We start from the raw sequence: 22,343 nt of genomic DNA, 5'->3' as shown, positions 1-22,343 counted from the left end.
TCCTCCCCAGCGCGCGGCTCCACAACCGACCCGGACCATCACCCCATGAAGGCGTTGCGGCGTTTGACCAGAAGTTTGTAGAGGGTCTGCTGGATCGTTTCGCGGACCTGGTCGGTGACCTCGAACATGAGCATCGGGTCGTCGGCGTCCTCGGCCTGGTATTCGGTGGTGCTGATCGGAGTGCCGAATTCGATGTACCACTTCGAGGGCAGCGGTACCGCGCCGAGCGGTCCCAGGTGCGGGAACGTCGGGGTCACCGGAAAGTAGGGCAGGCCGAGGAGCCGGGCCAACGGCTTGATATCGGCGAGCTTCGGGTAGATCTCCTCGGAACCCACGATCGAGCACGGGATGATCGGTACCCCGGCGCGCACCGCCGCCGCGACGAATCCGCCGCGCCCGAATCGCTGCAGTTTGTACCGGTCCGCGTACTTCTTTCCGACGCCCTTGAAGCCCTCGGGGAACACACCGGTGAGTTCACCGGAGCTCAGGAGTCGTTCCGCGTCGGGGCGGCAGGCCAGAGTGTGGCCGGCTTTGCGGGCCAGGGTACCCAGCATCGGCATCTCGAAGACCAGGTCGGCGGCCAGCAGGCGCAGGGCGCGCTGTTTGGCGTGATGGTCGTGTACCGCGAGCTGCAACATGAGCCCGTCGAGCGGGACGGTGCCGGCGTGGTTCGCCACGATCAGCGCGCCACCGACTTCCGGCACGTTCTCCATGCCGGTGGTCTGAACCCGGAACCAGTTGTCGGCGAGCGGGCGCAGGGCCGGTAACAGGACCGATTCGAGCAGGTGCTCGTCGAATCCGAATTCGTCGACCTGATAGTCGCCGGTGAGCCGGCGCCTGGCGAATTCGGCGGTGCGGCCGATCTGCTTGCCGAGTGCGCCGCGCATCAGCTCGGAGAGCGAGCGCGGTTCAGGAGGTATGGGCGGGGTGAGACGGTCGGTCAGCGAGGTCACCGACCGGTCGGCAGGACCGGTCCAGGCACGTGTCGCGGGCCGTGGCCGCGGCACGGTGGCGAGGTCCTGCAGTCTGATGACTTTGGCGACGTCGTTCATGTATGTGCTCCCGTACCGGCCCCGATGAGGCCGAGCAGTTTGTTTTCTGCGGCGTCGATCCACGCTGGATCGACTACGGGCCGCGACGCTGCGCCCCCGGTGAAGTCGTCGAACGCCTGTACCGTCGTCCAGCGCGGTTCGAACCCGAGTTCGCCGCGCATACGCGTCGTGTCCAGACCACAACCGAAAAGAAAATAATCGAGCTGCTCGGAACTGAAATCACGCATCACCGGACCCATCAGGGTCCTACCGACGGTGCGGAACACCGACCAGGGTACCGGCATTGCGACCCGACCGGAACGGCGAACTGCCTGCGAAAGTGCGAGCGCGCCGTCACCGGCCACATTGAAGGTGCCGCCCGGGCCGGACCGGACGGCGTGGACCAAGGCCGCGACCGCATCCTCCTCGTGGAGGAACTGCATCCGCGCGTCCCGGCCGAGCACGGTCGGGGTGACCGGAGAGCGCATCAATTGCCCGGCCCGGGCCCCCAGGCCGGGTCCGACCATCGGTGCGAGACGCAGGGTGAGCACGGGGATATCGGGGCGTCGTCGAGCGAGACCGCGGGCGAAGCCCTCGATCTCGATCATGTCCCGGGCGAACCATCCGCCCGGTGCCCTGCGTGCGCTCATTTCCTCCGTGAACTTCGCGGGATCCTTGGCACTCCCGCCGTATACCCCGGAACTCGAACGTGACACCACCCGGCGCACAGTCGGTGATTTCTGGCAGACGGCGAACAGCTGCATCGCGCCGAGGACGTTCATATCCTTCATCGCGGCCCGGCCACCGCCCGAGGGCGGCTGCGACAGCACCGCGGTGTGCACGACGGTATCGACTCGATAACGCTCGATGACCTTGCGGATCAACGGATTCCGTATATCGGCGCGCACGAATTCCGCGCGGCCCATCCGGCGGCGCAGCGGCGGCGCGGGGGTGAGTACGTCGACTGCGACGACTCGTTCGATATCGGGATCGGAGACCAGCCGGCACACGACATTGCCCCCGAAGTACCGGCTGGCGCCGGTCACCAGCACCACCTTGGGCTTGTAGCTGCCGTTCGCTTCAGTGTCCATCCGCACCGGACCGTTCCACCTCGAGCATCGAGCCCCCGCTCAATAGTTCCGACTACCAGCCTAACGGCCGAAGCATCGGCCCCCGGCTTCTTAACGGGGACCTAACCCCGATTTCAGTTGATGGAAACGCAGCGAAACCCGCCACCGAATGGTAGCGGGTTTCGCTGATGACGAAGCGCGGTTGTGCTTACTTGCCGAGTTTGCGCCGCTGCACGCGGGTACGACGAAGCAGCTTGCGGTGCTTCTTCTTCGACATGCGCTTGCGGCGCTTCTTGATCACAGAACCCATAGGGTGCCTCGCGTTCTCTCCTCGGCGCGTCTCGCGCTCGCTTACGTCAACTGTCCGGTCGAATGCCCGGTTGCTCGTGGCTGAATCTCAGCCCTGCAGGCGGCGGCTGCGCGCGACCCCGAAGAGCCTGGTTGCGCGCCGCCGATCCCGCACAGCGAGGGTTGATGTTACCGGCCCGCTCCCGCGAGCCGGTAACCGCCTTCACCCGGCATCGAAATATGACGTCTCCAGATAATCGTGCACGGCCTTGGCGTGTACCCGGAAAGATCTCCCGACGCGGACCGCCGGCAACTCTCCCGAGTGCACCAACCGGTACACCGTCATCTTGGAAACTCTCATCAAATTTGCCACCTCGGCGACGGTGAGGAATTGCGTACCACCACCGAGTATTGATTGTCCTGGCGACGAACCACCGCCGCTGTTAGCGGACATCTTGTTCGAAGACATCATCGCACCACTGACCTCCGGCACGTCCGCGCCACCGGCTTCCCCACCGGCGGAACAGACACGCACGTGCTCCTTGAAGCTTAGCGGGACCAGTGGGATTACTGCGACGGGAGTGAGAAATCAGGTTCATACGCTGGGGGGCAGGAGGTCACTCCGTGGTCGTGCCCTGTTCGGCAGAACGCTGTTTGGCCGCGTGCAGCGCTTCCAGGAAGGCCGAACGCAGGCCCGCCCGCTCCAGTTCACGCACCGCCGCCGCAGTGGTTCCCGCCGGGGAGGTGACCGCCGCCCGCAGGTCGACCGCGCTCTGCCCCGACTCCGCGAGCATGGCCGCCGAACCCAGCATCGTCTGGGTGACCAGTTGCGCGGCGATATCGCGGGTCAGTCCCAGGCCGACACCCGCCTCCACCATCGCCTCGACGACCAGGAAGAAATAGGCGGGCCCGGACCCCGAGACCGCGGTCACCGCGTCCATCTGCGATTCGGGGACCACACACACCTGGCCCACCGTGCTCAGCAGTTCGGTCACCAGCTCCATCTGTTCGGGTTTGGCGTAGCGGCCCGCGGCCAGCACGCTCATTCCCGCGCCGACCAGCATCGGGGTGTTCGGCATGACCCGGACGACGGGGAAACCCGCGGGAAGTTTGCCCTCCAGCCGCGCCGTCGGTACCCCGGCCGCCAGCGAGACCAGGATCTGGTCACGATCGCCACCCAGATCGGCCTTGCTCAGCTCGGTGAGCACTGCGTCGACATCGGCCGGTTTCACCGCGACCACCAGCAGATCGGCACCCACCGCGGCATCGGTGACCGCGTCGGTCACCCGGACCCCGAACCGATCAGCGAGCAGTTCGGCCCGGTCGGCGTGTGTTTCGACCACCACCAAGTCCTTGACGGCCCGCCCGGCCTCCAGCAGGCCGGCAATGAGGGCCTCCCCGATCCGGCCGCCGCCGATCACCGCAATTCGTGTCATACGCGCCATTGTTCTTGGCACGCCTAGGGCGAGCAGGTCCGGGGCCCCCATTGTTCCCGGGCCCGGACCACACAGGTCCACGACCTGGCGTCACGTCCCTCCGATCCGCCCCGGCCCACACAGCGTCCGCACCGGGATCGGTCGGGCCCACCCTGGTCCCGGAGCGCGAGCGCGGCGACCCAGCGTATGCGCGTGCGACAGGCAGTCCACAGAGCCGCGACCTCCGAGCACTTCCAGCGCTGTGAATCTACCCAGGCCGGTCGAGGCTCATTTCTGTTCACATCCCGTCGGTCACATCCTGTCGGCGCTCGACGGCCTACCTGCGCGGCCGGAGCACACCGGCATAGCGCGGGCGGGCGAGCGACCGAGCACGTCCCGGGAACCCGACAACCATCGACCACTCACAACGCCGTGATCCCACACCGACCGTCCGAGGCTCACCTACGCACACACCTCCCTACGCACACACCTCCCTACGCACACCACCTTCCGTCACTCCGGATGGTCCACCTCAGTAGGCGGGGCCCGCCCCGGTTCTGGAGCGACGTAGCGAAGGAGCGCAGCGACTGAGCGAAGGAGTGAAGAACCGGGGTTAATAGGGCCCCGCCCCCGCCGCCGAAGGCGGCGCCAATAAACACAGCTCACCGCTTGGGTGAAGGGAGTAGCGCCAGCTGGCGGCTCTGCGCGACGAGCGCGCCCGTGGAGTCGACCACGATCTGATCCGAATCGAAAATCCCACCGCCGACCTCGTGGGCGGTGGCGATGACGCGCAACCAGCCAGGGGCGGGGCGGCCGCGGAGGTAGGTCGTCATCTGGACCGTCGGCGACCAGCCGAAATAGCCCAGATTGGTGGGTACCGGCGGGCACATATCGGCGGCCATCATGGCGATATAGGTGGCGATCTCCGGATCGGCCTGGTCGCCCGGTCGCGGGCGCAACCACATTCGCAGCCGGGGTTCGCCGTGGGCGTTCTCGATGAACGGGGCCCATTCCCGGTCCAGGAAGGCGTCCATTCCCCGGGCCACGTGCACGATCCGGCCCATCGACGAGCCCGGTTCGTAACCGATGGCGCCGTCCGACGGTTCCACCGGGAGATCGGTGTGCTCCGGACTGTAGAGCGGCGGGCGGTCCGGTCCGTCCAGATGGCCGAACGTGAAGGCCGTGCGGACCAGTGGGCGGCCGCGCTGCACCAGCGTCACATCCACCAGGCAGATCTGTCGGCCCACCTTGCGGATCGTCACCTCGTAGAGGACCTCGCCGGGCTCGGGAGCACCGAGGAAATCGGTACTTCCGGACAGTGGCGCCATACTCGCGCGATCCGGTTCCACTGTGCGCAGCCAGCGGCTCGCCGCGGCAGCCGAACCGGCGACCATGGTTCCGCCGTGCACTTTCGGCCCGATCGTCCAGATATCGTCGATGACGCCGCGATAGCGCCCGTCGCCCGGTTCGTCGGCGGCGAGTTCGGTCAGGGCGCAGACCCGGCTGAACGGCGCGTCGGTGGACGCCAGTTCCCGCTCGGCGCTCAGGTCCGTCTCCGTCGTCATCGGTACTCCTTCTCCTCGGCCCGGTAACCGTTCCGCGGGTGCATACTGCCGGTCAATCTTGGTACAGCGTGCTCGCGCGCGTACAGGCGGGACCGGTAGGGGCGGTGTTTCCGCGTTTTCGGTGCCGCCTGCGGCGGTGCCGAAAACACAGCTCAACGGGTCTCGATGGGGCTGGGGTCGGGCCGCGAGGTGATCGCCGGATTCAGATGGGTCCGGGCGAAGGCGAGCGTGCGCTCCAGCATGGCGGCGCGGGCTACGGTGGTGCGTGCTTCCTGGGTGTTGATCTCGGCCACCGCGTGGCCGGTGAAATCGTCGCGGACCAGCGCGGCGCACACCTGCGCGCACGGCTGCGTGCCTTCGCCGGGGACCAGGTGCTCGTCGTGGGCGGCGCCGCGACCGTCGGCGAGATGCAGATGGACCAGACCCGGGCCCATCCGCTCGGCCAGTGCCAGCGGATCGGTGCCGGCGGTCGCCGTATGCGACAGGTCGAGCGTGTAGTGCCGGAAGCCGGTGTCGGTGGGGTCGTATGTGGGGCTGAACGCGGTCAGCGAAAGGCCTGGTCCGCCACGTCGTTCCAATCGCTGGATATCGCGGGCCCGGCGGGCGAAGAGCCGATCGGCCCGCATCGGGAACATGTTCTCGACCGCCACGGCGACCGAACTGCTCTCCTCGAGTTCGGTCACCTGGTCGGCGAAACCCTCGGAGTAGCGGCGCTGCCAGCGAAAGGGGGGGTGCACCACCACGGTATCGGCGCCCAGTGCCTCGGCCGTCCGCACACTGCGTTCCAGTTTCGATACCGGATCGGCACCCCACACGCGCTGCGAGATGAGCAGGCACGGCGCGTGCACCGCGAGTACCGGCACCGCGTATTCGCGGGCGTAACCGCGCACGGTGGTGATGCTCTGGCTGGCCGGTTCGGCCCAGACCATCAATTCGACACCGTCGTAACCCAGTTCGGCCGCGTAGCGGAAGGCTGCCTCGGTGTTCTGTGGGTAGACCGAGGCGGTCGACAGCCCCACCTTGATTCCGCGGCGCCGCCCGTCGTCCCGCGGGCCGGCCGCGGGAGAAATGCCTGCCATCGCCTGCCTCGCTCAGCCCGTACTGAGTAGAAATGCCAGCGGCCCCAGGGTGACGAACACACCGACGACCACAGCGATCACGGTACTGAACATATCGTCGCCGCGCCGCAGGATCCGCACCAGCGCGACGAGCCCGAGAATGACCACGACCGCCAGCGCGAGCGCGGCGAGCGGCTGCGCCTCCCACAACATCTCGAAACCTTTGAACGCCAGCATCCCGGCGATCGCCGCGCCCACACTCTGCGCGCCGAGCACCATCCACTGTTTGCGCGGATCGTCGATGGTCTCGCGGTCGGGATTACGCGCGGCGGCCCCGAACCTGGCCTTGGTGGCGGCCAGCTTCCCGCCGGCTGCACCGAATTTGCCGCTCAGTGCCGAACGCGCACGGCCCAGGCGGTTCTCGCTGTCGGCGGTGTCCTCGGGGTCGTCGTAGTCGTCGGGATCGTATTCCGGTTCGAAATCACCGGTTTCGAATTGTTCACCGGGCGGTATCGGGCCCGGACGCGGCCGCATGGGACCGTGCACATCGGTGGCGAAGATATCGGTCTTCGCGAAGCCCGGGTCCGGACCGAAGTCCGGGTCGGGAGCGAAACCGGGGTCCGGACCGAAACCCTGGCCGGGACCGAAACCCTGGCCGGGGTGAAAATTCTGGTCCTGGCCGAAATCCGGTGCCGGCATCCCCGGAGCGGGCGGCATCGGCCGGCCGTTCCTGGGTCCTGGGCCGCGGAAGTGGTCGGGATTTTCGTGCGGGGGCGCCTCCAGCCCCTGGAGACCGGCACGCAACCGCACACCCTGGTCGGCCGGCGACCAGGCGACGGTGTGCTGGTCCGCGGCCCCCGGCTCGGGCGATTCCGGCCAGGAAGCCGGCTCGGGCAGCGGCCGCGCACCACGGCGGCGGCGCTCGAGTCTGGGCCGCGAATCGTCGCCGGGCATATCGGGTGCCTGCCAGGCCTCAGTGGGCGGGGCGGCACCGGGCGGTCCCAGCCGGGGTGGACCGTCGAATCCCTGACCCGGCCACGACGGACCCGCGTCCGGACCGCCGAACTCCGGTATTCCCGGGGGTGCCGGCAGGCGGCCGAAATCAGTGGGTCCCGGAGGCAGGTCGTAGCCCGCTGGAGCCTCCGGTTCGGGGGCGGATTCGGCCACGGCCGCGGCTTCGGCGGCTTCGGCCGCACGCCGGCGCGCAGCGCGCCCACCGCCGGGGGTCGGCGGACCGGTCTCCCGGGGCTGGTTCGCCGGAGCTTCGGCGCCCGACTCGTTCGCGTAATAGCCTTCCGCGGCGAAATCGTCGTCCGGTTCCGGCCGCCGCCGACGGCCGCTGCGGCGCGACTCCTCCGCGGGTGGTAACTGGTCCCGGCCGTCCGCGAACGAATCCGGATCACCCAGCCGCGCGGGAGCGCCGTCACCGCCCGGTCCCGCCGGGTACGGCTCGAGCGGGTTGTAGACGGTGATAGGACCCGACATCGGCGAATTGTTCGGATCCGGGGCGGCATAGGAAACCTGCTCGCCCGCATAGCCTTGCGCGCCGAAGCCATCGCCCGCCTCCGCGGCATCGGCCGCGGGCTCTTGCGCATACTCCGCATCGGCTTCGTCGGGAGCCGCGTGGGCGGACCCGTTGCGCTCGACGGCCGGGAGATCTCCGGACAGATCGTCTACCGAGAGCCCGCGACCGCCGCGCCGCCGTCTGCCGCCGCCGCTGGAGGCCGGCTGCTGCCCGTTGCGGGCGAGCAGCTCGGCTACCGACAGTTGATTGGAGTTCCTGCTCATGAAGGCACCGTTTCGATCGGGCCCGCCGACGTCTTGCCGCCGGGCGCCGCACCGTTACCGGTTGCCGCTTTCGGTGCGTTCGTTGTCAGTGGTCCACCATCCATATCGGTATCCAGTTTGCGCAGGATCAGCCCTTCGCGCAGCGCCCACGGACAAATTTCCAGCGTATCCAGGGAAAGTGCGCGCATGGCCGCTTCGGCTACCAGCGCTCCCGCCACCAATTGCTGGGACCGGTCGGCGCTGACCCCCTCCAGTTCGGCGCGATCGGAGGCGGTCATCCGGGAGATGAACGCGATCAGCTGACGCAGCCCCGAACCGGTAAGGGTCCGGCGGACCCGGGGCCCGGCACCTGAGGGCGCCGCGCCGGTCAGCCGAGCCAGGGAACGGAAAGTTTTGGACGTACCCACCGCCAGATCGGGCCGGCCCGCTTCGGCGAGCTGTTTGGCCGGATCCACCATCTCGGCGGCGAGCCAGTCGCGGAGGATGCCGATACGCCGTTTACTCGGCGGGTCCTCCGGTAACCACTTACGGGTCAACCGGCCGGCTCCCAGTTGCAGCGACAGCGCGACTTCCGGATCCTCGTCCACCCCGCTGCTCACCTCGAGCGAACCGCCGCCGATATCGAGGTTGATGATCCGGCCCGCGCTCCAGCCGTACCAGCGACGCACGGCCAAGAAGGTCAACCGGGCCTCGTCCACTCCGGACAGCACCCGCAGATCCACCCCGGTCTCCGCGCGCACCCGGCCCAGGACCTCGTCGGAGTTGGTCGCCTCGCGCACCGCCGAGGTCGCGAAGGCCATCAGTTCCGAACAGCCCGAGGTGGCGGCCAGACTCGCCAGATCGGCCACCGTATCGACGAGTTTCTGCTCGCCGGCCGCGGTGATCCGGCCCGCCTCGTCGAGGTTCTCCGACAGCCGCAACGATTCCTTCGTGGAGCTCATCGGCATGGGGTGGCCACCCCGATGCGCGTCCACCACCAGCAGGTGGACGGTGTTGCTTCCGACATCGAGGACACCTAGACGCACACGGACACGTTACTTGGTGCACCTGAACACCAGGCGACCCGGTTGTGGTGTTAGCGTTGAGGGTTGTGACGTCTGGCGCAGCCGCGAACGACTCCGTCCCCGCTCCGACCGACCTTCCGATGCCGAAGATGCGGCCGAGCCGGGAAGTACCGCTCGACTTCCCGCGCGAGTGGCTCGAGTTCGTCGACCCCGCCGACGACGAACATCTGATCGCCGCGGATCTCACCTGGCTGACCTCCCACTGGACCTGCGTTTTCGGCACGCCCGCCTGCCAGGGCATCCTGTCCGAACAGCCCGATGCCGGCTGCTGCACACACGGGGCCTTCCTCTCCGACGCCGACGATCGCAAACGCCTGCGCAAGGCGGTCAAGTTGCTCACCGCTCAGGAATGGCAGTTGATGGACGAGGCCCGCGACGAGCGCGGCAAGATCACCCGCAAAACCTATCTGGAGACCGACGAACTCGACGGTGAGACCGCCGAACGCACCCGTCGGGTCGACGGGGCGTGCATCTTCCACAATCGGCCGGATTTCCCGGGCGGGCCGGGTTGCGCTCTGCACATCATGGCCATGAACCGCGGGGTGGAACCCCATACCGTCAAACCGGACGTGTGCTGGCAACTGCCGATCCGCCGCACCCAGGAGTGGGTGGACCGGCCCGATGGCGTGCGGATCCTGCGCACCGTGATCACCGAATACGACCGGCGCGGGTGGGGGCCGGGCGGAATCGACCTGGACTGGTACTGCTCCGGGTCGCCCGATGCCCATATCGGGGAACGTCCGGTCTGGCAGTCCTACCGTTCCGAACTCATCGAGCTGATCGGGGAGCCGGCCTACCAGGAACTCGAACGGCAGTTGCAGCGGCGGGCGGGCACCGGGATCGGTGCGGAGCATCCCGCCACCACCCGTGCGCGGCGCAAGGCCGGAGAGAACGGCCCGGCCGAACGTCCCGCGCGAATAATCGGACTCGACCTGCGATAACGGGAGCACAGCATGGCGCGCAGCCCCTGGACGCGATGGCCGGCCGGTACGGCGGCGCTGGCAGTTGTCGGTCTCACCTGCGCCGCCGCGGCCGGCGGTGCGGGCGCCGAACCCGCCACCGATCCGCATCAGTTCTCCGATCGAACCGCCGAGTTCGTCCCGCTCGGTGATCAGAACGCGCTGGCGGCCCGCGACGCCGGTAGACATCTCGTGCTCAGCCCGCACGCCACCCGCCGCAGTATCGTCTGCCGCGGCGACGGCGCGGCGGTGCCGTTCTACGACTGCGCCCAGGAGGACGGTCTCGGCTGGGCACCGCTGCACCGCACCGATACGCCGGTCGGCGAGGTTTGGATCTATTTCCCCTGATCCGGCCGGGTCAGGCTTCCAGCTTGTACCCCAGACCCCGGACGGTCACCAGATGTTCGGGCCGCGCCGGATCGGACTCGATCTTCGATCGCAGCCGCTTCACATGCACATCTAGGGTTTTGGTGTCGCCGACGTAGTCCGCGCCCCACACCCGGTCGATGAGCTGACCGCGGGTCAGTACCCGGCCCGAATTGCGGAGCAGGTATTCGAGCAGGTCGAACTCTTTCAGCGGTAGCGTGACAGGCTTGCCGTTCACCAGCACCGTATGCCGGTCCACGTCCATCCGTACCGGGCCCGCCTCCAGCACGCCGTTCTCGCTGCTGGAGTCCAATTCGTCACCGGCGCCCCGGCGCAGCACGGCCCGGATACGGGCGATCAGCTCCCGTGCCGAATACGGCTTGGTGACATAGTCGTCGGCACCGAGTTCGAGCCCCACGACCTTGTCGATCTCGCTGTCGCGCGCGGTCACCATGATGACCGGCACCCCGCTGCGGGTGCGCAGCTGTTTGCAGACGTCGGTGCCACTCATACCGGGCAGCATCAGGTCGAGCAGGACGATATCGGCGCCAGACCGGTCGAACTCGGCGAGCGCCGAGGGTCCGTCACCCACGACCGTTACCTCGAAACCTTCCTTGCGTAGCAGGAAGGCGAGTGGATCGGCCAGCGACTCCTCGTCCTCGACGATCAACACACTGGTCATCTGCGTGCCTCCACACCGTTCGTTCGGCCCGGGCCCGAGGGGCGCGGGCTGGTTTCTCTTTTGGTCAGCACAGGCGGACCGGCGGCGGTGCCGTCGGCCTCCTGATGCGCGGGGATGCGCAGGGTGAATGTCGAGCCGGTGCCGAGTTTGCTCCACAGGGTGATCTCACCGTTGTGGTTGGCGGCCACGTGTTTCACGATAGCCAGGCCGAGTCCGGTGCCGCCGGTGGCACGGGAGCGCGCCTTGTCGGAACGGAAGAACCGTTCGAACACTCGCTCCTGGTCGTCCTTGGCGATTCCGATACCGCGATCGGTCACCGCCATGGCCACATAGGAGCCGCGCACCGACCGGCTGACCGATACGTGCGAGCCCCGCGGCGAGTAGGCGATGGCGTTCTCCACCAGGTTCGACAGCGCGGTGATGAGCAGTGTTTCGTCGCCGAGGACCTCCAGCCCGCTGGGGCGGTCGGTGCTGACCGTGATCCCGGCGGCCTCGGCCGCGGTCCGGGATCGGTCCACAGCCTGGTTGACGACCGTATCGACGTCCACGACCTCGAGTTCGGGAAGTTTCTCGGCCCCTTGTAGCCGCGACAGCGCGATCAGTTCGGTGACCATCTTCCCGAGCCTGCTGGATTCGGCCAGCACCCGCTGGCCGAAATGCCGGACGGCCTCGGGATCGTCCGCTGTTTCGAGCAGCGCCTCGGCCAGCAGGCTCATCGCCCCGACCGGCGTTTTCAGCTCGTGGCTCACATTGGCGACGAAATCGCGGCGGGTCGCCTCCATCCGTGCCTGTTCGGAGTCGTCGTCGGCGAACAGCACGGTGAAGCTGGTCTCCTCCGGGGACAGCGGCCGGGCGAGACCGCGCACCGCGATCCGGCCGCGGCCGGGCGTCGGTTTATCCGCGGTGAGATCGAACTCCGCCGTTTCACCGGTCGCCAGGACCTTCTCCACCGCCACCCACGCCCGCTCCTCGAGCAGCCGGTTGCGGACCAGGCCGAGTTCCTCGGCGCGCGGGTTGACCAGTACGACATCGCGGTATTCGTCCACCACCGCGATACCGCTTTCCGAGGCCAGCACGATCAGGTCGAGAACCTGCGACATCGTGAGGCCGGAGTCGGCCTGCCGCCGCTGTGCCTGCCGAGCGTTCATATAGGGGATGACAAGTCCGCCGACGGCCAGTCCGACAACAGCCGCCAGGACTGCCAGCAGTACGGCCTGGGGAACGCTCACATCAAGAATCGTACGGTCGACGACAGGTAAACAAACCCGGGGTAGGTGAAGTTTCGTGCAGGTCACGGGCGATTACTTCGGTGTTCGCCGGGCGTTTACTCATTGTTCGGCAGCGAACAGGTTTCGATCACCCCGGGCGTGTTCCGGGACCGGAAACGCCCACGAACCCCATTGCGTCTGGGACACAACAGGGTTCGTGTGGCGTGCGTGGCCGGCGGCCGTTCACCAACCGGGATTACCGCGCACCGGCAGGTTCACGAAGCTCGGCCGGTTCGGATCGAGCTGCACATGCTGCGGCTTCAGCCCGGTATCGATCATCATCGGCAGCGGCGGCACCCCTTTCGGCGCGTTGCCCGCGTAGACGTCCACGCGCAACCGGTGCCCCGGTTCCAGCTTCGCTTCGATCGCGGGAACCGCGATATCGAGCGTCGTCACTTCGCCGGGTGCCGTCAGCCGCCGGCTCTCCAGCGTGATGAAGGGCCGAGGGTCGGTGTAGTCGCCATTGGCCGATCGACTGCTCAGCGAATCGTCGATCTCCCGCAGGGATGCCATCAGCTGACCCGACGACAGCACCCGGGACCGGCCGTCGGGCGCCACATCGTTGACCGTCACCGACCAGTAGCCGTCGGCCGCGTCCTGCACTGTCTCCAGATGCACGGCTATGGGTCCGGAGATCTCGACGGCCTCGGTCACCGGTGTGCTGGTGAAGGTCAGTCCGTTGGTTTCCTGGATCCGGGAATCGGCGCCGCAGGCGTTGATCACCGCGACCACTCCCGCGGTGGCCTGCCCCCCGTCGTTGGAGCACAGTCCCGTAAGTCCCGGCGCGACGGTCAGGCGGGCGGAACTGTCGGCGACCGTCCCCAGCGACCCGTCGTGCACGCTGTGCCCGCCCGTTCCGCTGGGCGCCGCCGAGAGGTACATCCGCCGGTACCCGGCTGCCTGATCCGCCGGCGCGCTCGCACCGAACCCGGCCTTGGTCACCCAGCCACCGCCTTGCTGCCGCAGGGTCACCGGACCGTACTGGTCGATGCCGTTGTCGATACCTTTCAACCATTTGTCGAACCAGGCGCGCTGCAGCACGTCCAGGCGCGGCGGCAGCCCGGGTTTGCCCGATTCACTACCGGAGTTGATGTGATATGTATCGCCCATGAGCAGCTGTTTCTGCCCCGGCGGCACCGATATCGCGTTGTAGATCTGGGATTCGGAGTAGGTGAACAGATCGTGCCAGCCACCGGTCACGAAGGTCGGTACGCCGATCCGCGCCGGATCACCGAGCCAGGCCCGCCGGTCCGGACTGTCGCCCCTGATCATCTCCTGCAACCGCGGATCGAGATCCTCTACGCGCGGGGTCGTGTAAGCGTTGAGGAACACATCCAGGTAGGTGAACGGAGAGGACAACCGATCGTTGAGCCAGCGCTGATCGAAGGTGCCGTTCACCATGGACTGCACATCGGGCACCCATTTGGTCGCGTTGATCAGCGACATCCACAACGGGATGAAGGCGAAGCCGAAACCACCACCGGGCATGAGCACGTCCTGCGCCAGATCGCTGCCCGGCACCACCGGGAAGAGCGCCTTCAGCGCGGGCGGATGCTTCTCGGCGGCCTGCAACTGGTTGATACCGGAATACGACATGCCGGTCATCCCGACCTGTCCGTCCGCCCACTGCTGGCGCGAGGCCCAGTCGACAACCTCCACGGTGTCGCTCTGTTCGCGCTGCCGCAACATATCCCAGATCCCCTGGGAGAAGCCGGTTCCGCGCACGTCCACCACCACCTGGACGTAACCGCTTTTCACCAGCTGACGGTCGACCGCGAAATTACGCATGGCCCCACCGCCGAGCGCCTTCGTCAGATCGGTCAGCCCGGACAGCGGCGTGCCGGTCATATCGATATCGCGGGCCAGCTGGGACACGGCATCGGACAGACCCGGGACCGATCCCATGTGGTCGACGAGATTGGACACCAGTTTCGTATAGGGCGTCATATTGACGAGTACGGGCAGGCGGGTGTCGATCGGCCGGGACCCGGCGTCGGCGGGCCGGTAGATATTGGCCTTCAGAACCGTGCCGTCGCTCATGGTGATCGGCACATCCCAGGTGATGTTGATATTGGGATACTGCTGCGGTCCGTCGTGGGTGGCCGCCCATTGCGCCCCCGCCGCTCCCCCGTCGGGACCGGAGGTCACCGGCGCCGCCCCGGCGCTACCGCCGAGCAGTGGCACCAGCAGCACGCTGACGGCCATCGCGACAGTGGCTCGTATCACAAACTTCATCGGTCGTGATCCATCTCTCGGACTGGTCGGATGCTCGAGAGCTTACACAACGTTACCGGCGAGTAATGAGAATCGACCCTGCTGGAAACATGCCTTTCCGATCACGTAGCCGAATATCATGTTCTCGCACAGGAGAAACCATTGTCTTCCGTGGTGAATCACAGAATCGCGGGGCGCCCACCCGCTCGGTAGGTACCGGTACGAAAAAGCGCCGCAACCCGTTCCGGGTCGCGGCGCCGTGATTCGAACTACTTTCCGCCCTGGCTCGCGACGGCGGCCGCACCGGCGGCCGCGGCTTCCGGATCGAGATATTCCCGGGGGCGCACCGGACGCAGATCGTCGTCCAATTCGTAGCGCAGCGGAATTCCCGTGGGGATGTTCAACCCGGCGATATCGTCGTCGGAGATTGCATCCAGGTGTTTGACCAGGGCACGCAGCGAATTACCGTGGGCGGCGACCAGCACCGTCTTTCCGCCGCGCAGTTCCCGCGAGATGGTCGATTCCCAGTACGGGACCATCCGGTTCACCACGTCCAGCAGACATTCCGTACGCGGGACCTCGATTCCCGCGTATCGCGGTTCGCCGACCTGGCTGTACTCGTTGTCGAGCTCGATCGGCGGCGGCGGCGTGTCGTAACTGCGCCGCCACAGCATGAATTGGTCCTCGCCGTATTCGTCGCGGATCTGCGCCTTGTTCTTCCCCTGTAGCGCGCCGTAGTGGCGTTCGTTGAGGCGCCAGTCCCGCACCACCGGGATCCAGTGGCGATCGGCGGCGTCCAACGCGATATTCGCCGTCGAGATGGCGCGGCGCAGCAGGGACGTGTAGACGATATCGGGCCGGATTCCGTGCTCGGCCAGCAGTTCACCGGCCCGTTTACCCTCGGCGATGCCCTTATCGGTGAGATGCACGTCCACCCAGCCGGTGAACAGGTTCAGGGCGTTCCATTCGCTCTCGCCGTGGCGCAGCAAAACGAGGGTGTTCGTCATGCGGGCCATCCTGCCATGGCCCGATCCGGGGCCGCGCACCCCCGGGACCCCGTCACCGCCGGCTACGCCTGTACAGACAGACCGGCCGCCAGGATGGCCGCGCCGCGCAGTGTCGCGCCCTCGGCGAGACCGGACCGTTCCACTCGGAGCTCACGGATGAAACCCAATCCCGCGTGCCTGGCGGCCGCCGCCCGCAATGGCGCCCACAGCGGTTCTCCCGAGTCCGCGAAACCACCACCGACCACGACCGTGTCCACATCCAGCAACGCGGCCGCGGAACTGACAGCGATCCCCAGCGCAGTACCGGCCCGCTCCAGCGCGGCCAGCGCGATCGTCTCGCCGGCGCGGGCGTCGCGCGCCAGTTCCACGCCGGTATCGCCGGCCCAGCCCTGCGCCCGTGCCCACCGCACCGAGGACATCCCGCTCGCCACCGCTTCCAGGCAACCGAAACCTCCGCAGGCGCACGGCACATCCCATCCGGGCACCACGATATGACCGATATGACCGGCGTTTCCGGTACGTCCCGTCGACACCCGGCCGTCGACCAGGATGCCGCCACCGATCCCGGACGAGACGGTGATCGCCAGTCCGTTCCGCAGCCCGCGCAGCGCACCCGAATAATGTTCGGCCAGTGCCAGGCACGCCCCGTCGAGGGCGAAACGCACCACGGCGCCGGGAAACAGCGCACCGACGGCCGCGACGATCGCGAACCCGTCGCGCCACTGCGGAATATTGAGTGCCCGGGTGATACCGGACGGAACGTCCACCGGCCCCGCCGATCCGATACCGACCGCCGTCACCGCGGCCCCGGCCGCGACCTCACGCAGTAGCCCGCCACAGGCTTGCCACACATCGCGGTCCGGTACCGGGACCCGCCGCACCGCGCTCACCCGGCCCGCGGCGTCCACCAGCCCCGCGGCGAATTTCGTCGCCCCGATATCCAGTGCCAGAACCGCCACCGCGCCGCCTCCCGAAGATCTGATCCGCAGGCCCCGATTGTCACCCATTCACGGCCGGGTTCCGAACTATCACACCGGCGTGCGCGAGCGGTCGTTGTCACGGAGCCCAGGGACCGATACCGCCGACCTTGTCGATCCGGATCCGGGTGAGCAGGCCGGGCGGAGCGTCCGGGGGCGGGAAGGCCACGCCGGGACTCGTGAGTGTTTTCGCCAGCTCCGCCAGCAGCTCCGGTGCGCCGCCCTCGACGATGCGCGCGATTCCGGTGACCGATAGATACGGCCGCATGATCTCGCCCTTCTCCGGCGAGAGGATAGTGACCGCCACCCTGGAGTCGCGGCGCACATTGCGGACCTTGCGGTACTCACCGAGGTGCGCGGTGACCAGTTCGTCACCATCCGGCCCCTCCTGTAGCGCCACCCACACCACGCTGACCTGTGGACTCCCATCCGGGTTGAGGGTGACCAGCGTGGCGTCGGCTCCGGCGCCGATGAATGTGCGAGCGGCATCGTCGAGTCTCATGCCCTCTATCTACCGCCCGCACGATCCGTTCATTCCCGGGGCCGGCTCGGTGTTCACGGCACGACGAGGGGCTCCTCCGCGTAGGACCGATGCAGCAGTTCGACGAAATCGGGCGCCGCGGGCAGGGTGATGGCCCCGATCCGGTGCACGGATACGGCGGGCGTCCACGAGTTCATGACCACCGCTCCACGGAGACCGGGCAGGTCGCGCGACGCGATATCCCCGGTTCGCTGGGGCACGCCCAGACGGTCCAGTTGCCTGCGCACGATGCCCATCGTCGTCCCCGGCAGCATCCCGGCCCGGGGCCACACCACTGAATCACCATCCCAGAACGCCAGATTCCAGATGGTCGCCTCGCTGAGCCGCCCCTCGCGGTCGACGAAGGCCGCGTCGTCGAATCCCTGCTGGACGGCCCGGCGCAGATAGTAGGTCTTGGCCACTTCGCCGACGTGCTTCACCCGGGCGAGTGGCCGCTCGTACTCCACCGCCGCCAGCGCGAGAGGCCCGGCGGGGCCCGCGGCGGGTGCACCGGTTCGCACCAGGACCGAGAGGTCGGCGCCGGTCGCGACGAACTCACCCGGCCGCGAAAACACGGTGGCGGTCAACGAGACATCGGCCGGGCTCGCGGCCAGCGCTGCGCGGAGGAATTCGCGCACCCGGTCGTCCGGAAGTGCTCGGCCGAAAAGCTGTTCGGAAGCCTCCCGCAACCGGTTCAGATGCAGATCGAGGCCACGGATCCGCCCACCGCGCACCTGAGCGGCGGTGAAGTGGGCATAGCCGGCGAAGGCCAGTGGCGCCAATTCCGCGGCGGCTGCGGCACGGCCGTCGAGCTGGGCGGTATGAACTGTCATCGTGTCTCCTGTTCCGCGGGCCCGGAATCGAAACGCCGGCAGGTCACCGGCGGCGAACCCGAGTGCGGCAGCCGCCGAGCTGTCCTTCGGACAGGCCGGGCCGGTGGTGTCACCGATCAGCTCGCATGTCCTCCACCGTCCACATTCACACGGTGTGAAGGTCAAGCGCCGGAATCACCAGGTCCCGGCTGCGGTTGCTCCACAGGAACGATGAGGAGACCCCATGCGGATCGGCGAACTCGCGGCCGCGACCGGCACCAGCCAGCGGTTGCTGCGGTACTACGAGGAACGCGGGCTGCTGACGCCCGAACGCACCACGAACGGATACCGTCGCTACGCCGAAACAGCGGTCGGCGATGTCACCCGGATCCGTCGCCTGCTCGCCGCCGGATTACCGATTCGCGTGATCAACGAAGTACTCGACTGTGAATGGGACGGCGCCGACTACGTCGAGCCCTGTATGGAACCCGCCCTTCGTGCCGAACTCGCCGCGCTGGACAGCAAACTCGACGACCTACGGCACCGCCGGAGCGAACTGCTCGGCCTCATCGAACATATCGGCTCGCGCTGACCGCCTCAGTTCGGATCGGCGGAATCGACCAGATGTTCGAAGGCGCGCAGGTTCTGCAACGATTCACCGCGTGAGACCCGCCACTTCCATTCCTTGCGGATGGATTCGGCGAAGCCGAGTTCGAGCAGGGTGTTGAAATCCCCGTCCACCGCCTCGAGGATCTGTCCGAAGATCCGATCCAGTTCCTCGGCGGTGATCGCGTGCGTGGCCGCCCGGCCCACCAGATAGATATCGCCCAATTTGTCGATCGTGTACGCGACGCCGTAGAGACGCCGGTTACGGCGCAGCAGATACTTGTAGACGCCTTCGAAGTTCTCGTCGGGTTTGCGGCACACGAACGATTCGAAACGCACCCCGTGCGCCCCGAGGGTCAGCATCACATTGGTCTTCAGCTTCCGCTCACCCGGCAGCACGGCGACGAACACATCGTCGCCGGGGTGGGTGTACTCGATCTCGCGATCCCGCAGTGTTTCCTCGACGATCCGCGCCGTGGCCGATGTCCCGCTCATCTGCGCACTCCCGTCCGGCGCCGCCACAGCGCCCGCGATCTGGCCTGGCTCTCGCCGAGGATAGCCGGACCGCGACCGTAACCGCCGAGCGCGGCGGTATAGCTGTGCAGCAGTTTCTCGGCGGTATGCGCCCAGGAGAAATCCGCCGCGTGCGTCACTGCCTGCGCGCCCAGCAGGCGCAGCCGCCGCGGGTTGTCGAGCAGATATTCCAGCGCACCGGCCCAGTCCGGAGTACGGTGCCCGGCCACCAGCAGCCCACTGTGCTCGTGCCGGACCGCGGTACCCAGCCCGCCGACCGCGGCCGCCAGCACCGGTGTCCCGCTCGCCTGCGCCTCCAGCGCGACGAGCCCGAAAGATTCGTTGTAGCTCGGCACCGCGACCAGATCCGCGGCCCGGTACACCTGCACCAGCCGGTCGGGCGGCTGCGGTGGCAGGAAGGTGACGTGGTCGGCGATGCCGAGTTCGGCGGCGAGTTCGATGAGGGCGTCGGGCCGCTCCAGGCCCGTACCGGAAGGGCCGCCCACGATCAGGGCGCGCAGGGCGCGACCGGGTCGCCGCCGCAGGGCCTCGGCCACGGCGCGCACCAGTACATCGGGTGCCTTCAGCGGCTGGATCCGGCCGACGAACGCGACGATCTCCTCGTGCGCCGCCAGCCCCAACTCGGCGCGGGCCGCCGCCCGGTCACCCGGGCGGTACTGCGTCAAATCCGCGCCCGGCGGGACGATATCCACCCGGTCGGGCAGCGCACCGTACAGATCCACCAGGTCGCGCGCCTCCCGGACGGTATTGGCGGTGAGCCGATCGGCTTCGGCGATGACCTGCTTCTCACCGATCTCGCGGGTCGCCGGTTCGGGGGAATCCCCCTCGGCGAGGGCGGCGTTCTTCACCGCCGCCAAGGTGTGCGCGGTGTGTACGAGCGGCACCCGCCAGCGGTCACGGGCGAGCCAGCCCACTTGTCCGGACAGCCAGTAGTGCGAATGCACGAGGTCGTAGTAGCCGGGCAGCTGCCGGGCCTCCTGCCGCAGCACCTCGGCGGTGAACGGGCACAGCTGCGTCGGCAGATCGTGTTTGTCCAGGCCTTCGAAGGGCCCGGCCACCACATTGCGTACCAGTACCCCGGGCGCGGCTTCCTGCACCGGCGGCAGATTCGAGGAGGTGGCCCGGGTGAAGATCTCGACCTCGGTCCCCCGCTGGGCCAGCTGCAGAGCGGTCTGGAGGACGTAGACATTCATCCCGCCCGCATCGCCTGTACCGGGCTGCGCCAGTGGTGAGGTGTGCACCGTCAGTACGGCGATACGGTTCGGCCGTCGGTCCGGGCGTTGACTCACGATGTCCATACTGCACGGTGCAACGCCCCGGCCCGGCCCGGCCTTCCCCGGTCGTGAAAGTGATCACACCTCGCCGGTTCGGCACTCTCCCCGAGTCCCGGCGTGCAACCGAGGCACCCGCCCACAGAGCCGGACAGATCAGTAAAAGCGCCCGTCACGGACAATCAGGACTTCACATCGCACTCCGCGGCGAACTCGCGGACCTCGCGCACGAAGCGGGCCGGATCCTCGATGAACAGCCCGTGCTGCGCCCCCTCCCAGATGGAGGCCCGGCCCAGCGGAGCGGTATCAGCGATATAGCGGCCGTTGGCGACCGGCACCACCGGATCCGCCGAACCGTGCAGGACGAGCACCGGAACATCCAGCCCGCGCAGGGTCTCGGTGTTGTTCACCGAACGGTAGAACAGCGCCTTGCGGACGAACGGTGGAGTCGCCAGACTCGCGCCGAACAATCGCTGCGCATCCGGGCCCTTGTCCGGACCCGGGCCGGTATTGGCGTTCCCGAACGCCGAGAAACCGCGCACTGCCCGCCCCGCGCTCTCCTCGAACACCCCGGGAATCGCCTGCTGCATCGATTCCCCGACCTCGGCACCCGGCACACCCTTACCGATATTGGCCGTCGCGCCGGTGTAGACGACTCCGGCGACCGCGCCCGTACCGTATTCGGCGAGATAGTCACTGATCACGATCCCGCCGTAGGACCACCCCAGCAGCAGCGCATCCGATTCGATGGACTCGGCGGCCAGTACCGCGGCGATATCGGCGGCCCAGTTCTTCGAATCGTCGTAACCGGAATCGGGCGCCCCCGAATACCCGTGACCGCGCAGGTCGACGGCGACCACCCGGAAATCGGCGGCGAGGTCGTCGAACACTCGCCCCCAGCAGCGCAGATCCGCCGACCAGCCGTGCGCCAGCACCAACGGCCGCGCCTGCGCGGGCCCACCCGTCCGATAGACGATGCCGGTCCCGTCCGCACTGCGCGCTTCCCGTATGGCCATGAGCGCATCATAGGATCGGGTTCATGAGCACACGCACCGCTGTTGTCACCGGGGCCAGCTCGGGTATCGGCGAAGCCACCGCCCGGGAACTCGCGAAACAGGGGTACCACGTGTACGTGGGCGCCCGCCGGCTCGACCGGCTGCGCGCGCTGGCCGACGAGATCGGCGGTACCGCGCTCGAACTCGATGTCACCTCCGACGAATCGGTCCGGGCATTCGCCGACGCGGTCGAGAACGCGAATATCCTCGTCAACAACGCCGGCGGCGCCAAGGGCCTGGCCACCGTGGCCGACGCCGATCTCGACGATTGGCGCTGGATGTGGGAAACCAATGTGCTCGGCACGCTGCGGATAACCAAGGCACTGCTCCCGAAACTGATCGCCTCCGGCGACGGACTCATCGTCACCATCACCTCGGTCGCCGCCTTCCACGCCTACGACAACGGCTCGGGGTACACCTCGGCCAAACATGCCCAGGCCGTCCTGCATCGGACGCTGCGCGGCGAACTCCTCGGCCGACCGGTCCGGCTCACCGAAATCGCCCCCGGTGCGGTGGAGACGGAATTCTCCCTGGTCCGCTTCGACGGCGACGCCGACCGCGCGTCCGCGGTCTACCAGGGCATCGACCCACTGGTAGCCCAGGACATCGCCGAGATCGTGGCCTTCGTGGCGAACCGCCCCCCGCATGTCAACCTGGATCAGATCATTGTCAAACCCCGCGACCAGGCCGACCCGGGCCGCTTCGCCCGCCGCAGCTGACGGCCTCCACCCGGCGCCTCGCCTATTACGCCACCTACCTGCTCATATGACCGTCTTCGCTGAGTATCGCCGCG

At 67.8% G+C, this 22,343-nt stretch carries 23 protein-coding genes; 4 read left to right on the top strand and 19 right to left on the bottom strand.

What is annotated here, in order from left to right; genetic code table 11:
* Positions 1 to 38 precede the first annotated feature (38 nt).
* The 9 genes from IEY68_RS24515 to IEY68_RS24475 all read right to left on the bottom strand — a co-directional run bounded on the left by IEY68_RS24515 (position 39) and on the right by IEY68_RS24475 (position 9,240).
* The gene (locus tag IEY68_RS24515) at positions 39 to 1,052 is read right to left on the bottom strand and encodes a lysophospholipid acyltransferase family protein (protein ID WP_062999781.1); all 1,014 of its coding nucleotides are present in this window, start codon (positions 1,050 to 1,052) and stop codon (positions 39 to 41) included.
* Complete coding sequence (locus tag IEY68_RS24510) at positions 1,049 to 2,122, bottom strand: NAD-dependent epimerase/dehydratase family protein (protein WP_062999779.1); 1,074 nt, start codon at positions 2,120 to 2,122, stop codon at positions 1,049 to 1,051. Before IEY68_RS24510 ends, IEY68_RS24515 begins: the two co-directional genes overlap by 4 nt.
* Positions 2,123 to 2,309: 187 nt before the next feature.
* Positions 2,310 to 2,411: a 30S ribosomal protein bS22 gene (locus tag IEY68_RS24505; RefSeq protein ID WP_003402602.1), complete on the bottom strand. Its 102-nt coding sequence runs from the start codon at positions 2,409 to 2,411 to the stop codon at positions 2,310 to 2,312.
* Positions 2,412 to 2,612: 201 nt separating this feature from the next.
* The gene (locus IEY68_RS24500) at positions 2,613 to 2,861 is read right to left on the bottom strand and encodes a helix-turn-helix domain-containing protein (RefSeq protein ID WP_030525584.1); all 249 of its coding nucleotides are present in this window, start codon (positions 2,859 to 2,861) and stop codon (positions 2,613 to 2,615) included.
* A gap of 145 nt (positions 2,862 to 3,006) precedes the next feature.
* A complete protein-coding gene (proC, locus tag IEY68_RS24495) occupies positions 3,007 to 3,825 on the bottom strand; it encodes a pyrroline-5-carboxylate reductase (protein WP_062999791.1) in 819 nt (272 codons plus the stop codon).
* A 641-nt stretch (positions 3,826 to 4,466) separates the two neighbouring features.
* Positions 4,467 to 5,369 (bottom strand): thioesterase family protein, encoded by a 903-nt coding sequence (locus IEY68_RS24490; protein ID WP_062999765.1) that lies wholly within the window; start codon positions 5,367 to 5,369, stop codon positions 4,467 to 4,469.
* Positions 5,370 to 5,521: 152 nt separating this feature from the next.
* Positions 5,522 to 6,448: a sugar phosphate isomerase/epimerase family protein gene (locus IEY68_RS24485; RefSeq protein ID WP_062999763.1), complete on the bottom strand. Its 927-nt coding sequence runs from the start codon at positions 6,446 to 6,448 to the stop codon at positions 5,522 to 5,524.
* A gap of 12 nt (positions 6,449 to 6,460) precedes the next feature.
* A complete protein-coding gene (locus IEY68_RS37165; RefSeq protein ID WP_062999761.1) occupies positions 6,461 to 8,215 on the bottom strand; it encodes an Rv0497 family membrane protein in 1,755 nt (584 codons plus the stop codon).
* Positions 8,212 to 9,240, bottom strand: coding sequence for a Ppx/GppA family phosphatase (locus IEY68_RS24475; RefSeq protein WP_062999759.1), 1,029 nt, complete (start codon positions 9,238 to 9,240; stop codon positions 8,212 to 8,214). The genes IEY68_RS37165 and IEY68_RS24475 overlap by 4 nt, the downstream gene beginning before the upstream one ends.
* Positions 9,241 to 9,368: 128 nt before the next feature.
* Between IEY68_RS24475 and IEY68_RS24470 the strand changes: the two genes are divergently transcribed.
* On the top strand, positions 9,369 to 10,220 hold the full coding sequence (locus IEY68_RS24470; RefSeq protein ID WP_062999777.1) for a DUF3109 family protein: 852 nt from the start codon (positions 9,369 to 9,371) through the stop codon (positions 10,218 to 10,220).
* A 12-nt stretch (positions 10,221 to 10,232) separates the two neighbouring features.
* Positions 10,233 to 10,586 carry a hypothetical protein gene (locus IEY68_RS24465; RefSeq protein ID WP_062999757.1) on the top strand — a complete coding sequence of 118 codons (354 nt, stop codon included), beginning with the start codon at positions 10,233 to 10,235 and terminating at the stop codon, positions 10,584 to 10,586.
* A gap of 10 nt (positions 10,587 to 10,596) precedes the next feature.
* Here IEY68_RS24465 and IEY68_RS24460 read toward each other — a convergent pair whose 3' ends face one another.
* The 7 genes from IEY68_RS24460 to IEY68_RS24430 form a co-directional block, all read right to left on the bottom strand.
* Complete coding sequence (locus IEY68_RS24460; RefSeq protein WP_062999755.1) at positions 10,597 to 11,286, bottom strand: response regulator; 690 nt, start codon at positions 11,284 to 11,286, stop codon at positions 10,597 to 10,599.
* Positions 11,283 to 12,515 carry a sensor histidine kinase gene (locus IEY68_RS24455; protein WP_062999753.1) on the bottom strand — a complete coding sequence of 411 codons (1,233 nt, stop codon included), beginning with the start codon at positions 12,513 to 12,515 and terminating at the stop codon, positions 11,283 to 11,285. Before IEY68_RS24455 ends, IEY68_RS24460 begins: the two co-directional genes overlap by 4 nt.
* 222 nt (positions 12,516 to 12,737) lie before the next feature.
* Entirely contained in the window at positions 12,738 to 14,789 is a 2,052-nt protein-coding gene (locus IEY68_RS24450; RefSeq protein WP_062999751.1) for a CocE/NonD family hydrolase, read from the bottom strand.
* 248 nt (positions 14,790 to 15,037) lie between these two features.
* Complete coding sequence (locus IEY68_RS24445) at positions 15,038 to 15,775, bottom strand: phosphoglyceromutase (RefSeq protein WP_062999749.1); 738 nt, start codon at positions 15,773 to 15,775, stop codon at positions 15,038 to 15,040.
* 62 nt (positions 15,776 to 15,837) lie between these two features.
* Entirely contained in the window at positions 15,838 to 16,734 is an 897-nt protein-coding gene (locus IEY68_RS24440) for an ROK family protein (protein WP_189094480.1), read from the bottom strand.
* Between the two features lie 97 nt (positions 16,735 to 16,831).
* Positions 16,832 to 17,254, bottom strand: a complete 423-nt coding sequence (locus tag IEY68_RS24435) for a PPOX class F420-dependent oxidoreductase (protein WP_062999745.1) — start codon at positions 17,252 to 17,254, stop codon at positions 16,832 to 16,834.
* A 53-nt stretch (positions 17,255 to 17,307) separates the two neighbouring features.
* A complete protein-coding gene (locus IEY68_RS24430; protein WP_062999743.1) occupies positions 17,308 to 18,105 on the bottom strand; it encodes an aminotransferase class IV family protein in 798 nt (265 codons plus the stop codon).
* 223 nt (positions 18,106 to 18,328) lie between these two features.
* Here IEY68_RS24430 and IEY68_RS24425 point away from each other — a divergent pair, with 223 nt between their 5' ends.
* Positions 18,329 to 18,676: a MerR family transcriptional regulator gene (locus IEY68_RS24425; protein WP_062999741.1), complete on the top strand. Its 348-nt coding sequence runs from the start codon at positions 18,329 to 18,331 to the stop codon at positions 18,674 to 18,676.
* A 5-nt stretch (positions 18,677 to 18,681) separates the two neighbouring features.
* Here IEY68_RS24425 and IEY68_RS24420 read toward each other — a convergent pair whose 3' ends face one another.
* The 3 genes from IEY68_RS24420 to IEY68_RS24410 form a co-directional block, all read right to left on the bottom strand.
* Positions 18,682 to 19,185, bottom strand: a complete 504-nt coding sequence (locus IEY68_RS24420) for a type III secretion system chaperone family protein (RefSeq protein ID WP_062999775.1) — start codon at positions 19,183 to 19,185, stop codon at positions 18,682 to 18,684.
* Positions 19,182 to 20,522 carry a D-inositol-3-phosphate glycosyltransferase gene (gene mshA / locus IEY68_RS24415; RefSeq protein ID WP_062999739.1) on the bottom strand — a complete coding sequence of 447 codons (1,341 nt, stop codon included), beginning with the start codon at positions 20,520 to 20,522 and terminating at the stop codon, positions 19,182 to 19,184. Before mshA ends, IEY68_RS24420 begins: the two co-directional genes overlap by 4 nt.
* A 155-nt stretch (positions 20,523 to 20,677) precedes the next feature.
* On the bottom strand, positions 20,678 to 21,511 hold the full coding sequence (locus IEY68_RS24410; RefSeq protein ID WP_062999737.1) for an alpha/beta fold hydrolase: 834 nt from the start codon (positions 21,509 to 21,511) through the stop codon (positions 20,678 to 20,680).
* A 23-nt stretch (positions 21,512 to 21,534) separates the two neighbouring features.
* Between IEY68_RS24410 and IEY68_RS24405 the strand changes: the two genes are divergently transcribed.
* Entirely contained in the window at positions 21,535 to 22,269 is a 735-nt protein-coding gene (locus IEY68_RS24405) for an SDR family NAD(P)-dependent oxidoreductase (RefSeq protein WP_062999735.1), read from the top strand.
* The last annotated feature ends 74 nt before the right edge of the window (positions 22,270 to 22,343 follow it).

Origin of the sequence: Nocardia jinanensis (assembly GCF_014645735.1) — a bacterium.
In the GTDB taxonomy this organism is placed as follows: Bacteria; Actinomycetota; Actinomycetes; order Mycobacteriales; family Mycobacteriaceae; genus Nocardia; species Nocardia jinanensis.
This window is presented reverse-complemented; position numbering and strand designations above follow the sequence as displayed.